Genomic DNA, 13,525 nt, shown 5'->3' on the forward strand with positions numbered 1-13,525 from the left:
GTTCTTCTGATTAAAAAAACTATGGCCGCCATTCTTCATTTCCTGCTGGCGCTGGGGGTGATTTTCGCCCTTGCGCTGCTGGTCAGTCATGACCGTAAACAGATTCGCCTGCGCTTTATCGTTCAGCTGATTGTGGTGGAAGCCGCGCTCGGTTGGTTCTTTCTTCATTCCGCCAGTGGTCTGGCACTGGTGGGTTCGGTGGCGGGTTTCTTTGAGACGCTGCTCGGCTTTGCCGCCCAGGGTACAGAGTTCGTGTTTGGCGGAATGAGCAAACAGGGACTGGCGTTTATTTTCCTTGGCGTTCTCTGCCCGATTGTCTTTATCTCCGCCTTAATCGGCATATTGCAGCACTGGCGCATTCTGCCGCTGCTGATTCGACTGGTCGGTACCCTGCTGTCGAAAATTAACGGCATGGGCAAGCTCGAGTCGTTTAACGCCGTCAGTACGCTGATTCTCGGTCAGTCGGAAAACTTCATCGCCTATAAAGGGATTCTGGGTGATATCCCGCCGCGCCGGCTCTACACCATGGCGGCGACCGCGATGTCCACCGTTTCGCTGTCGATTGTCGGTGCTTATATGTCGATGATTGAACCAAAGTATGTGGTTGCAGCGCTGCTGCTCAACATGTTCAGCACCTTTATTATCCTGTCGATCATCAACCCGATGAAAAGCCAGGATGAGCAGCCTATCGCGCTGGATAAACTGCATGAAGAGCAGAGCTTCTTTGAGATGCTGGGTGAGTACATTCTGGCAGGATTCAAAGTTGCGATGATCATTCTGGCGATGCTGATCGGTTTTATTGCACTGATCGCGGCCGTGAATGCGCTGTTTGCCGCCCTGTTTGGTTACAGCTTCCAGCAACTGCTTGGCTATCTGTTCTATCCGTTTGCCTGGCTGATTGGCATTCCTAAGGCTGACGCGCTGCAGGCAGCCAGCATCATGGCGACCAAACTGGTGGCCAATGAGTTTGTGGCGATGATTGAGCTGCAGAAAGTGGCCTCAGGCATGAGCGCGCGCGGACTGGGTATTCTGTCGGTGTTCCTGGTCTCTTTCGCTAACTTCGCCTCTATCGGCATTGTGGCGGGTGCCATTAAGGGACTGAACGAGCAGCAGGGCAACGTGGTGTCACGTTTTGGCTGGAAGCTGGTCTACGGCTCGACGCTGGTGAGCCTGCTATCGGCCGCTTTTGCCGGTCTGTTTATCTGATCGTCAACGGCGGCAATCTGCCGCCGTTTCCCGCCTCAGAACCCCACGCAAACCGGCGCATCGACCCGCATCACCGACTCCTGACCAAAGCGCTTTTTATACAGCGTACGTAACGCTTCGATATGGGTATTCACGGCCGGATCAAAACGGTGGATCAGCATCAGCGCTTTGCTGTTTTCCCGTGCCAGCTGCCCATTTTCGCCCAGCCACTGACCTTTAGCGTCATAGACTGACAGCCCGTCCCTGAAGCGCGGTGTGACCTCGTTATCGACGAAATTCATCCACTCAAGTGAGCTCACTGTCCCGCCTTGTGGCTTACTCAGACCAAACCACAGCGTGGTCTGCATCATAACGTCGCCCCCGGCACAAATGGGTTGGGGTTTGGTTGGCGGGGCTGGCGGTGTCTGGCAACCCGCCAGCAACAGCACCAGCGCAACAGGAAAAGCAATAACGCGAGACATCGATCCGCCTCCTCAGAAAATGGGCCAGCCGCCATCATAAGTGCCTGTCGGACAAAGCGGAAATGATTCGTTATTCCGCTGACAGACGCTTATGCCTGTTATGCCGTGGCTGCCCTCGCTATACTTCACCCCATCTTTCCGAAAATGAGTATCGCTTATGATCCGCAGTATGACCGCTTATGCCCGCCGCGAAGCCAAAGGCGAATGGGGCAGCGCCGCCTGGGAGCTGCGTTCCGTGAACCAACGTTATCTGGAAACCTACATCCGTCTGCCGGAGCAGTTCCGCGGGCTGGAGCCGGTGATCCGCGAGCGCATTCGCCAGCGTCTGACGCGCGGCAAGATTGAGTGCAACCTGCGTTATGATGCCGATCCCAGCGCCCAGGGCGAACTGATGCTGAACGAAGCACTGGCGAAGCAGCTTGTGCAGGCGGCTAACTGGGTGAAGATGCAAAGTGATGAAGGCGCGATTAATCCGCTGGATATTCTGCGCTGGCCGGGCGTGATGTCTGCTCAGGAGCAGGACCTGGATGTGATCAATCAGCAGTTACTGCAGGCGCTGGATGGCGCGCTGGATGATTTCATTGCGGCACGCGAAAGCGAAGGTACCGCACTGAAAGGGATGATTGAGCAGCGTCTGGAAGGCGTTTCACAGGAAGTCAGCAAAGTCCGCGCGCAGATGCCTGAAGTGATCAAATGGCAGCGTGAGCGGCTGGTCGCCAAACTGGAAGACGCCGAAGTGCAGCTGGAAAATAATCGCCTGGAGCAGGAACTGGTGATGATGGCGCAGCGTGTTGACGTCTCTGAAGAGCTGGATCGACTGGATGCTCACGTGAAAGAGACCTACAACATCCTGAAGAAGAAAGAGGCGGTCGGTCGCCGTCTGGACTTCATGATGCAGGAATTTAACCGCGAGTCGAATACGCTGGCATCGAAGTCAATCAATGCAGAAATCACCACCTCCGCGATTGAACTCAAGGTGCTGATTGAGCAGATGCGAGAGCAGATTCAGAATATCGAGTAATGCTCCCCTTCACTAAGCGCCTTAACTGGCGCTTAGTTGTCTCTCTGCCCGATCATTACAGCCTGTTCAGGTAGCACTTCACTTTGGTGACTTTTTCAGCGCTGAGGGTGTCAGAATTGCGTAAAGATAGATAAATAATAATTTCCAGACTCTTCTGTAACGGCCGCCATTCACATTTACACTGGACGAAACGCTTCGCTTAACTCCCTGTATTTACGTCATTTAACCCTTAATCCTTCTTTTTTCAGCGCGTTCCGGCATCGCTCCATGAAACAGGTCAATCCTGTAGATTCCGGAGATTGCCTATCTTTCAAGGCACTTTTTGATAAAGTGTTGGTCGAAATCAGTACAGCTGTAGCGCCTGGAGACTTATGGAAGTGCTCTTTATGCGATACATCCATTTATCTCATGAAGGTTGTTAATGAAAAACACCGGAAAATTTAGCAGTTCGCTGCTGCATCCGCGTTATTGGTTTACCTGGTTTGGCCTGGGTGTGCTCTGGCTGCTGGTCCAGCTTCCCTATCCTGTTCTTATGCGTCTTGGTGCCGGTGCCGGCAAAATTTCCCGCCATTTCCTGCAGCGCCGCGAGCGCATTACCCGTCGCAATATTGAGCTCTGTTTTCCTGGCATCAGTGAAGAAAAAACCGAGCGGATGATCGCCGGTAATTTTGCTTCGCTGGGTATGGCGCTGGCCGAAACCGGCATCGCCTGGTTCTGGTCCGATCGCGCCGTTAAGCGCCTGTTTACCGTCTCCGGTCTGGCAAATCTGCACGCCGCTCAGAATGAAAAGCGTGGCGTGATGCTTATTGGCGTACACTTTATGTCGCTGGAGCTGGGTGGCCGCATCAGTGGTCTGTGTCAGCCAATGATGGCGATGTACCGCCCGCACAACAATCTGGCGATGGAATATGTTCAGACCAAAGGCCGGATGCGTTCCAATAAAGCGATGATCGATCGCCGTGACCTGCGCGGTATGGTACATGCGCTGAAACAAGGTGAATCCGTCTGGTTTGCGCCCGATCAGGACTACGGTCCGAAAGGCAGCACCTTCGCGCCGCTGTTTGCAGTGGAAAAAGCGGCAACCACTAACGGTACCTTTGTGCTGTCCCGTCTGGCGAAGCCTGCGATGGTGCCGATTATGCTGATCCGTAATGCGGGCAATGATGGTTATCATTTGATCATCGAACCGATGCTGGAAAATTATCCTCATACCGATGAGGCAGCAGCGGCGGCCTATATGAATAAGGTGATCGAAAACCAGATTCTGCGTGCTCCTGAACAGTATCTCTGGCTGCATCGCCGCTTTAAAACCCGTCCACCGGGTGAAGCGTCACTTTACGTTTAACGGATAAAGCAGGCCACGCGCCTGCTTTATTGTTTTATGGCCTCGGCTCCCGACCCGCTCCTCCCGGCTTTACGCGCAAACGCGCATGTCACCATCTCTTCTACCTGGTCAATGACACACTGGCATCAGACCCGCAATTGAGGAATGATGAGCACTCTCCCGCAAGCCAGAGTTGAAACGTCTTATGGATATCCATACCGCTGAGCAGTGGCAACGCCCACTGATTGATGATCGTCTGACACCTTACATTGAAGTGGATGCGCAACGTCTGGAGCAAAATCTGCAACAGATGCAGCGCAAGGCCGATGCCGCCGGCGTCGCCCTCCGTCCTCATATCAAAACCCACAAGAGCGTCTGGATTGCGCAACGTCAGCTGGCGTCAGGTGCCCGCGGCGTGACGGTTTCAAAACCGAGTGAAGGGATCAGCTTTATTCAGGGTGGCATCCGCGATCTGTTGTTAGCCTATCCGGTGGTGCAGGCGCAGAGTGTGGCAGAACTGCTGCGTCTGGCGGTGCGGCATCAGGCGAAAATTACCCTGATTGCCGATGCGCTGCATGGTGTGGAGGCTATCGCTGACGCCTGGCAGCAGCAGCCCGATTGCGACCTGGCCGTGGCGATCAAAGTGGATGTCGGGTTACATCGTATTGGCGTTGATCCGCATACCGATCGGGCGGTGGTTATAGCGCAGGCTCTGCGGGAAAAAGGATTACGCTTTGCCGGGCTGGTCTCTCACGCCGGACACGCCTATGGTGCCGGAAATCCCGCTGCGATAGCGGACATCGCCCGTCAGGAAGCCGTAATGATGCAGGAGTTACAGGCGAAGCTTCATGCGGCGGGCTTCACCGCCTGCCCACTCTCTGTCGGGGCCACACCCACCGCGCTGGCGGCCGAAATCGACCCCTGTATTGATGAAATCCGTCCCGGCAATTATGCATTGCTTGATCTCACTGCCTGCCGTCTCGGTTTAAGCCGCGTCGATCAGCTCGCGCTGAGTGTGATTACCCGTGTGGTGGCCGTTAACGCGCATTTCGCGATTATCGATGCCGGATCGAAAATGCTGAGTTCTGATAAAGGACCGCACGGCACGAACGCCAGCGGGTTCGGCATCGCGGCTGATGCGGCAGGCCAGACCTATGAGATCAGCAAATTATCCGAAGAGCACGGATTTTTGCTGTGTGAAAATCACCGTCCTGAAGTTGGCAGCCTGCTGCGCATCTTCCCGAATCACAGTTGTGCAGTCATGGCGCAGTCAGATGACTTTATTCTGCGCGATGAGCAGGGTGATGCGGTGAAACACCTGGTATCGGCACGCGGCAGGTTTATCTGATCAAACCGCAGGCAACACCCGATGTTGCCTGCAATCTGTTCGAAACCCTTTCTACTCCACACTTCTGTTGCTACAGCATTTTACCTGGCATAGCCCCATGCTTTAATGCCCTTTTCCGCCACTTTGCCGGAGGTAGTATGCTCTCCTCTCGTACCCTGAGCCTGACCATTCCACGCCACTGGTTAGATCTGTATGAAACCATCTGGAAACCAGAGTTCTTTCCCAAATGGGCCTCCGGGTTAACCAACAGCACGCTGGAACCGGAAGGCAACCGCTGGCGCGCCAAAGGCCCCGAGGGCACGGTGAAGATTCGTTTCACGCCCCATAATCCGTTCGGCGTAATGGATCACTGGGTTGATACCGGTTTTGGTAAGGAGATTTATATGCCAATGCGGGTAATCGCCAACGAGCAGGGTGCGGAGGTGATGGTGACGGTCTATCGCCAGCCTTTAACCTCAGAAGATAAATTTAAGCAGGATATTGAATGGGTTAGCAAAGATCTTGAAAAGCTCAATCAACTGCTTACTCAATAAATCAACGAGTTAGCGCATTTTTTATGCTGTAGTTAACGCTGGTCGTTAATGAAAAAAAATACAAAAACATTGGGCAAAAAAGCATAAAGCACTTATCTGATTACTGACGTCATTATCCCGCCTATCACCAGTTCTGCTTAAGCATTATCGCCAGGAAAACTCCTGGCAATGCTGCCTGTTTGCAGCCCGCCAGGCCTGATTTTGCACTGATTTCCGTTGAGCCAGCGATGTTCACTGGTTGTTATAAACATTAATCCTTAACTAATATTTATTACAGCGCTGTAAGTGATTTAATATTTATCATGCACAGAGTGAAACCATTAATTACTGCGGTTGCGTTATCAGACTTTTCTTATGGTGTTAAATTAAATAAAACAATGTATAAATCATTCCACACACAGCAATACCCATAATGATAAAGCAGGAAAAAAGACATGGACCGCTCAACTTATCCTTTGTTATCTGAAAAAGAATTTGTTGAGATTGCCGGCAGGATGCTGGCTGGAGAATATAAAACAACAACAGGATTTATTCGTGATCTGGCGGACTTCTTATTAACAGCGGGAGATTCCGCCATGACACGAAACCGTGAATATTCCAGGGATATCTATTTTTTATCCGAGCATCATTTGATTGAATCCATAATAACATGGCAAGCCTGGCAAGGTATTTCAGGACTTCGGCCGGAAAAATTGCACTGACTCATTGCACTAACTAACGGTGTCACAGCAACCCCATTGCCGTTACACGAATATTTATTTCGCACAGAGTACATGTACTCTAACGAGCATATCATGGCGATACGTGAAAGCAGTCTGAATAGCGCAAAATGGTCTCTCCTCTCCTCGATCAAAATTATTGGCATTGGCGTGTTGCAGCTTTCGTTACTGGCGCAAATTCTGCAGGCAAATGAGCTCAACCTGCTGGCCATTGCCGTTGTGGCTTTGCTGGCTATCGATACCCTGGCCGATCGGGGCTTCTCGAATATGCTGATCCGCCGATGCATGCTCTCAATTAACGATCTCTCGATCCTTTACTGGGGCAACATTGTGATGGGCGCCGCGACATTTGGTCTGTTATTTATTGGCAGCCATCTGCTTAATCGGATGTTTGACCAGCCTGAACTGGCCTTAATGCTGGAGATGGTCTCAGTGGTCTTTATTATTATTCCACAGGGACAGCATTACCGGGCAATATTACAGCGTGAAAAACAATATACCCGTATCGCCTTTGCTGAAACCTCTTCGGTATTAGCCGGACTGAGCGTAACCTTATTTACCGTCTGGCTAACTCCGTCAGTGCTTTGTGCAATCTGGGGTTATCTGGCGATGGCGTCCATTCGTATGCTGATTTATTGCTACTACGGTCGTTCATGGTTCCAGCCAGAATACCGTTTCAGCCTGAAAGCATTTTCTCAGATTCGTGCAAGAAACAAATAATAAAATAAGTCTGTATGGTGGGCTCTGAGCATCCGAAACGATGCGTTGGCGTGCTGTGAACCAGCACGCTTTTTCTTTTTCATCCGTAATGACGATTAATATTCCCGGTTATTCTCTGTCTCCGCTGTTCCCGTTACCCTTCCGCAACTCTGCCTCACTGCCTCTGCCTGTTATTATCCCTTAACGTTGCTGATCGCGTTGACTGCGATTTGCCCAGAAGACAGCCTCCTTCGCTCTGACGCTGCGGCATTGCCCGGCGATGACCTGACAGAACAGCCCGGTCATCCATTTATCCGGCACGTCAGCATGGTGTCAGAGGTCATGTTATGGCGTAATGCGCCTGCTGGCGGTGGCACAGCAAAACAGAGAGAGGAAGTAGCGGCCGGTTAGCCTGTCGGGCGAATTTTTTCTTATGCATTGCACGAGACGTTCACGACCCGGCGTACTGATACCACGACGTTTGCAGCACACATCCATAAACTGAGCTAATCCCAATAGCGTGGCGTCAGAAAATCTCAGTCGCCGTTTATTACGCTATACCTTAGCCTTGCCGCCGTCTAACTGGAGTCTGCTATGTTACTGACCGTTCTCTACATCATCGGCATTACCGCCGAGGCCATGACCGGCGCGCTGGCTGCGGGTCGCCGTAAAATGGATCTTTTCGGCGTCATTATCATCGCCTCAGTGACCGCAATTGGTGGCGGTTCCGTTCGCGATATCCTGCTCGGCCATTATCCGCTCGGCTGGGTCAAACACCCTGAATACATCATGATTGTCGCGGCGGCGGCGGTGATCACCACCTTTGCGGCGCCACTGATGACGCATCTGCGCAAAGTTTTTCTGGTGCTGGATGCGCTCGGCCTGGTGGTTTTCTCCATTATTGGCGCTCAGGTGGCGCTGGATTCCGGCCATGCGATGATCATTGCTGCCATCAGCGCCGTCATCACGGGCGTATTTGGCGGCGTGCTGCGTGACATGTTCTGTAATCGCATCCCACTGGTATTCCAGAAAGAGCTGTATGCGGGGATCGCTTTCGCTTCAGGCTGGATCTATATCCTGCTGCTGAAAACGTCGCTGGCGCACGAAGCGGTGATCATCATTACGCTGCTGTTCGGCTTTTTTGCCCGTCTACTGGCGCTGCGTTTTCGCCTCGGCTTGCCGATTTTCAACTATCCCCACCCGGAACACTGAGGCGGGAATGCCCTGCTGCTGTAAAAAGGCGATCAGTGATTGCAGTTCAGGATGGTGAAACTGGTCGACAAGGCGTTGGGCCAGCGCGGCACCCACGCCTGGCAAGGTTTGCCATGCTGCCGCATCCCGTTGTATCAGGTCATCCCAGTGTTGATCGGGCAGCGCCTCTGCGGCTTTACGCGGTAGCGAAACACCCAGCGCGCTGATCCAGCGTCGCAGCGGTTGCTGGCGCGTCAGATTGAAACGATGCCAGAGCTGTCCGGCACGCGCAGAAGAGATGTCGGCAGCTGTGGCGATTTGCTCAGGTGTTAAGGTGAGCCAGGCGAAAAGATGCGGCATGCTGCCCGCTTCCAGTAGCTTCAGCCAGGTGTTGCGCGCTACTCCCGGAATATTCAGCACCGACTTTTGACTCAGCCAGCGCAATTTCGCCAGCATCTGCTTCTGGCAGTCGGCACTGAAGCGATAACAGCTCAGCGGGTTATAGCGTGTTTCGTCGGGCGGCTGCGGGTAATCACGTTGCGCCACTCGCCAGATCACCCGATCTAACCGTGGGATGCCCTGTCCGGCCAGACTCAGGGTCACCTGGTCTCCCGCGATGATGTCCCTATGCCGCCAGCGACGCAGTGAGCCAATGTTTACCCGCCTGACCGTTTTGTCATCCAGCTGCACCGGCTGCAGATTAAGCACCACCGCCACTTTTCCGGTGCGGCCAATCGGAAAATCAACCGACAGCACTTCACTGCTGACCTCTGGCGGCTGATATTTCCAGGCTACGGCCCATTCGCCCTCACCGGGCCGCCAGTTTTTGCCGGCAGGCCGTGATGCCTGATGAACCACCACGCCGTCGGTGACAAACGGCAGCCCGCCATGAAACCAGCGATCACGCCATACCGCGACCTCCTCTTCATCTTTTACTGGCTGGCTCCACTGCGCGGCAATGCCCAATCCCCACTGGCTCAGTTGCGCCAGCCGGTCACGCATTTTTGCCGGCCCGTCCGGCCAAGCCCAGATAAAAATATTGAGTTGCGAAAGTAGCGGACCAGGCTGTTTACTCATCATGGCGCCGGCCACTTTTGAACGGGCATTTTTACCGCCATCCCGCGCCTGATGATGATCGGTCATCGGCAGGTAGAGTTCGCCCTGCAAAACCACCTCGTCGCGATCGCTGTTTATCTGCTGCGGTATCGCCGGGATAAAGGCCGCTTTAGTCAGCCACTCCTCCCCGCGTAATCCATCACCACGGCTTAATAACGACACCAGCCTGCCCGCACGATAAACCAGTGAAACCGCAATGCCATCCACTTTAGGCTGAACCCACAGATCGCGGCGATCCTGCATCCAGTAAGCCAGCGCCAGTTTATCGCGCAGCTTTTTTACCCCGGTATGGGCAACAGGATGCAGATGTTCACCCTGCTCAGGCAGTTGTGCTGAGTAATTTGCCTGCGGCGAGCTGAAGCAGTGCAGCCAGTGGTTAAGGCGGGATTGCAGGCTATCATAATCTGCATCGGTTACCGGGCTAAGTCCCTGTTGATAATAGGCCTGATCCCAGTGCTGAAGCTGCTGCTGCAGATGGGCAATTTCATTCGCCGCCCGTGCCGGAGTCCAGGCGGGGCAAATCGCACTGTAAACAGGCGCGGCTGCAAGCAAAACAGCAATCAGAGGCCAGCCAAATCCTTTCATGATCTCTCTCCTGACGTTTTGCGCCATTCAACACAGAGACGCTAGCATCAGCCAGAGGCCGTCATCCGATCCGGAACAGATCACAGCAAAATCCGTCACCTTTTACGCTCAGGCAACATCAATTTGCGCAGCAACACGCAAAAGTTTACCCGCAGCCGCTGCGCAAACGCTGCGTGGCAGCGGGAAGCTGTGTATACTGTGCAGGAAATCGACTCCGCTTTTAATCAATTCAAGAAAACCATGGCTCAAGGCACGCTCTATATTGTTTCTGCTCCCAGCGGTGCAGGTAAATCCAGCCTGATTCAGGCGCTGTTAAAGACCCAGCCGTTGTACGATACGCAGGTGTCTGTTTCGCACACCACCCGCGGCATGCGACCGGGTGAAACCCATGGCGAACACTACTTTTTTGTCGGAAAAGATGAGTTTGAGAAGATGATTGCGGAAGACGCTTTTCTCGAACACGCCAAAGTTTTCGACAACTACTACGGTACCTCGCGCCATGCCATTGAGCAGGTGCTTTCGACCGGCGTTGACGTCTTTCTCGACATCGACTGGCAGGGCGCGCAGCAGATCCGCACCCGAATGCCCGGCGCACGGAGTATCTTTGTTCTGCCGCCGTCGAAAGAAGAGCTCGATCGCCGTCTGCGCGGTCGCGGGCAGGATAGCGAAGAGGTGATCACCCGTCGCATGGCACAAGCCGTGGCGGAAATGAGTCACTATGCCGAATATGATTATTTAATTGTGAATGATGATTTCGATCTGGCGCTGTCCGATCTGAAAACCATTATTCGCGCAGAACGTCTGCGCATGGCGCGCCAGAAGGCGCGCCATGATGCTTTAATCAGCAAACTGTTGGCAGTCTGAATTGAGTTTCAGTATGATGCCCAGTCATTTCTTCATCTGTGGAGTAGCACACCTATGGCACGCGTAACCGTTCAGGACGCAGTAGAAAAAGTTGGTAATCGTTTTGACCTGGTGTTGGTCGCTGCACGTCGTGCACGTCAGATGCAGGTAGGCGGCAAAGATCCGCTGGTTCCGGAAGAGAACGATAAACCTACCGTTATCGCCCTGCGCGAAATCGAAGAAGGGTTGGTCACCAATCAGATTTTAGATGTGCGTGATCGTCAGGAACAGCAAGAGCAGGAAGCCGCTGAGTTACAGGCCGTTACCGCTATCGCTGAAGGTCGTCGTTAACAGCCACCTGCAGGTCACCCTTGTATCTGTTTGAAAGCCTCAATCAACTGATTGAAAAATACCTGCCAGAGGAGCACATCAAGCGCCTCCAGCAGGCTTACCTTGTCGCACGTGATGCCCACGAGGGACAGACACGCTCCAGTGGTGAGCCTTATATCACCCATCCGGTTGCCGTAGCCTGTATTCTGGCGGAAATGAAGCTCGACCATGAAACGCTCATGGCCGCGCTGCTGCATGACGTGATCGAAGATACGCCCGCCACTTACCAGGATATGGAACAGCTGTTCGGTAAGAGCGTGGCGGAGCTGGTCGAAGGCGTTTCTAAGCTGGATAAGCTGAAGTTCCGCGACAAGAAAGAGGCGCAGGCAGAGAACTTCCGCAAGATGATTATGGCGATGGTGCAGGATATCCGCGTTATTCTCATCAAGCTGGCTGACCGCACGCACAACATGCGCACCCTCGGCGCATTACGCCCGGATAAACGTCGTCGCATCGCGCTGGAAACGCTGGAAATTTACAGCCCACTAGCGCATCGTCTGGGTATTCATCACCTTAAAACAGAACTCGAAGAGCTCGGTTTCGAAGCCCTTTATCCGAACCGTTATCGGGTTATCAAAGAGGTGGTGAAGGCGGCACGCGGTAACCGTAAAGAGATGATCCAGAAGATTCTTTCTGAGATCGATGGCCGTCTGCAGGAAGCGGGCATTCCCTGCCGCGTCAGCGGTCGTGAAAAGCATCTTTACTCGATCTACCGCAAAATGACGCTGAAAGAGCAGCGTTTTCACTCGATCATGGATATCTATGCCTTTCGCGTCATCGTGAAAGATCTCGATACCTGCTATCGCGTCCTGGGCCAGATGCACAGCTTATATAAGCCGCGTCCGGGCCGGGTCAAAGATTACATCGCCATCCCCAAAGCCAACGGCTATCAATCTCTCCATACTTCGATGATCGGCCCGCACGGCGTGCCGGTTGAAGTGCAGATTCGCACTGAAGATATGGATCAGATGGCGGAAATGGGGGTCGCTGCGCACTGGGCTTACAAACAGGCGGGCGAAAGTGGCACCACGGCGCAGATTCGTGCCCAGCGCTGGCTGCAAAGCCTGCTGGAGCTGCAACAAAGCGCCGGCAGTTCATTTGAATTTATCGAAAGCGTGAAGTCCGATCTCTTCCCGGATGAGATCTACGTCTTCACGCCGGAAGGCCGTATCGTAGAGTTGCCGACAGGCGCCACACCGGTGGATTTCGCCTATGCCGTGCACACTGACATTGGTCATGCCTGCGTCGGCGCGCGTGTCGATCGCCAGCCTTATCCGCTGTCGCAATCCCTGACCAGCGGCCAGACGATTGAGATCATCACCGCGCCGGGCGCGCGTCCTAACGCCGCCTGGCTTAACTTTGTCGTCAGTTCCAAAGCCCGCGCCAAAATCCGTCAACTACTGAAGAATCTCAAACGCGAAGACTCGGTCAATCTGGGCCGTCGCCTGCTGAGCCATGCGCTGGGCGGCAGCCGTAAACTGGCTGAGATCCCGCCGGAGAATATCAGGCAGGAGCTGGATCGCATGAAGCTGACTTCGCTGGACGATCTGCTGGCGGAAATTGGTCTTGGCAATGCAATGAGCGTGGTGGTGGCGAAAAACCTGCTGCAGGCTGACAGCAAAGCGATCAGCAACAGCAAACGCGGCAAGCTGCCCATCAAAGGTGCCGACGGCGTACTGATTACCTTCGCCAAATGCTGTCGACCGATTCCCGGCGATCCGATTGTTGCGCACGTCAGTCCCGGTAAGGGCCTGGTGGTGCATCACGAATCCTGTCGAAACATTCGCGGTTACCAGAAAGAGCCAGAGAAGTTCATGCCGGTTGAATGGGACAAAGTGACTGAGCAGGAGTTTGTGGCGGAAATTAAGGTCGATATGTTTAACCATCAGGGCGCGTTAGCCAACCTGACGGCGGCGATTAACACTGCCGGTTCTAACATTCAGAGCCTGAACACGGAAGAGCGCGATGGCCGGGTATATAGCGCCTTTATTCGCCTCACCGCCCGCGATCGCGTCCATCTGGCCAATATCATGCGTAAAATCCGCGTGATGCCGGATGTGATCAAAGTTCACCGTAACCGTAATTAGTG

At 53.7% G+C, this 13,525-nt stretch carries 13 protein-coding genes; 11 read left to right on the plus strand and 2 right to left on the minus strand.

Annotated elements, in window-relative coordinates:
- Nucleotides 1-21: 21 nt before the first annotated feature.
- Entirely contained in the window at nucleotides 22-1,206 is a 1,185-nt protein-coding gene (locus ACX3P5_RS18450) for a NupC/NupG family nucleoside CNT transporter (protein ID WP_233985865.1), read from the plus strand.
- Nucleotides 1,207-1,241: 35 nt separating this feature from the next.
- On the opposite strand, the gene ACX3P5_RS18455 is transcribed toward ACX3P5_RS18450, so the two are convergent.
- Complete coding sequence (locus ACX3P5_RS18455) at nucleotides 1,242-1,667, minus strand: DUF3574 domain-containing protein (protein WP_233985863.1); 426 nt, start codon at nucleotides 1,665-1,667, stop codon at nucleotides 1,242-1,244.
- Nucleotides 1,668-1,824: 157 nt separating this feature from the next.
- Here ACX3P5_RS18455 and ACX3P5_RS18460 point away from each other — a divergent pair, with 157 nt between their 5' ends.
- The 7 genes from ACX3P5_RS18460 to ACX3P5_RS18490 all read left to right on the plus strand — a co-directional run bounded on the left by ACX3P5_RS18460 (nucleotide 1,825) and on the right by ACX3P5_RS18490 (nucleotide 8,523).
- Nucleotides 1,825-2,688, plus strand: a complete 864-nt coding sequence (locus tag ACX3P5_RS18460) for a YicC/YloC family endoribonuclease (protein ID WP_233985861.1) — start codon at nucleotides 1,825-1,827, stop codon at nucleotides 2,686-2,688.
- Nucleotides 2,689-3,109: 421 nt separating this feature from the next.
- Nucleotides 3,110-4,033 carry a kdo(2)-lipid IV(A) palmitoleoyltransferase gene (lpxP, locus tag ACX3P5_RS18465; protein ID WP_094121043.1) on the plus strand — a complete coding sequence of 308 codons (924 nt, stop codon included), beginning with the start codon at nucleotides 3,110-3,112 and terminating at the stop codon, nucleotides 4,031-4,033.
- 184 nt (nucleotides 4,034-4,217) lie between these two features.
- Nucleotides 4,218-5,360 (plus strand): alanine racemase, encoded by a 1,143-nt coding sequence (locus tag ACX3P5_RS18470; RefSeq protein WP_336757222.1) that lies wholly within the window; start codon nucleotides 4,218-4,220, stop codon nucleotides 5,358-5,360.
- A 137-nt stretch (nucleotides 5,361-5,497) separates the two neighbouring features.
- Nucleotides 5,498-5,893 (plus strand): polyketide cyclase, encoded by a 396-nt coding sequence (locus tag ACX3P5_RS18475; RefSeq protein ID WP_233985828.1) that lies wholly within the window; start codon nucleotides 5,498-5,500, stop codon nucleotides 5,891-5,893.
- A gap of 434 nt (nucleotides 5,894-6,327) precedes the next feature.
- Complete coding sequence (locus ACX3P5_RS18480) at nucleotides 6,328-6,594, plus strand: hypothetical protein (protein WP_031375158.1); 267 nt, start codon at nucleotides 6,328-6,330, stop codon at nucleotides 6,592-6,594.
- Between the two features lie 93 nt (nucleotides 6,595-6,687).
- Nucleotides 6,688-7,332, plus strand: coding sequence for an oligosaccharide flippase family protein (locus ACX3P5_RS18485; protein ID WP_233985827.1), 645 nt, complete (start codon nucleotides 6,688-6,690; stop codon nucleotides 7,330-7,332).
- A 573-nt stretch (nucleotides 7,333-7,905) separates the two neighbouring features.
- Nucleotides 7,906-8,523: a trimeric intracellular cation channel family protein gene (locus ACX3P5_RS18490; protein WP_233985826.1), complete on the plus strand. Its 618-nt coding sequence runs from the start codon at nucleotides 7,906-7,908 to the stop codon at nucleotides 8,521-8,523.
- On the opposite strand, the gene ligB is transcribed toward ACX3P5_RS18490, so the two are convergent.
- Nucleotides 8,461-10,203: an NAD-dependent DNA ligase LigB gene (gene ligB, locus ACX3P5_RS18495; protein WP_458969085.1), complete on the minus strand. Its 1,743-nt coding sequence runs from the start codon at nucleotides 10,201-10,203 to the stop codon at nucleotides 8,461-8,463. The two genes, ACX3P5_RS18490 and ligB, sit on opposite strands and share 63 nt — an antisense overlap.
- Nucleotides 10,204-10,443: 240 nt before the next feature.
- Between ligB and gmk the strand changes: the two genes are divergently transcribed.
- Genes gmk through spoT form a run of 3 tightly spaced genes read left to right on the plus strand, consistent with a single transcriptional unit; the run spans nucleotide 10,444 to nucleotide 13,523 of the window.
- Entirely contained in the window at nucleotides 10,444-11,067 is a 624-nt protein-coding gene (gene gmk, locus ACX3P5_RS18500; RefSeq protein ID WP_233985824.1) for a guanylate kinase, read from the plus strand.
- A gap of 54 nt (nucleotides 11,068-11,121) precedes the next feature.
- The gene (rpoZ, locus tag ACX3P5_RS18505; RefSeq protein WP_003851346.1) at nucleotides 11,122-11,397 is read left to right on the plus strand and encodes a DNA-directed RNA polymerase subunit omega; all 276 of its coding nucleotides are present in this window, start codon (nucleotides 11,122-11,124) and stop codon (nucleotides 11,395-11,397) included.
- 20 nt (nucleotides 11,398-11,417) lie between these two features.
- Nucleotides 11,418-13,523 (plus strand): bifunctional GTP diphosphokinase/guanosine-3',5'-bis pyrophosphate 3'-pyrophosphohydrolase, encoded by a 2,106-nt coding sequence (spoT, locus tag ACX3P5_RS18510; protein WP_233985823.1) that lies wholly within the window; start codon nucleotides 11,418-11,420, stop codon nucleotides 13,521-13,523.
- Nucleotides 13,524-13,525 lie beyond the last annotated feature (2 nt).

It is taken from the genome of Pantoea sp. S-LA4 (genome assembly GCF_054482835.1).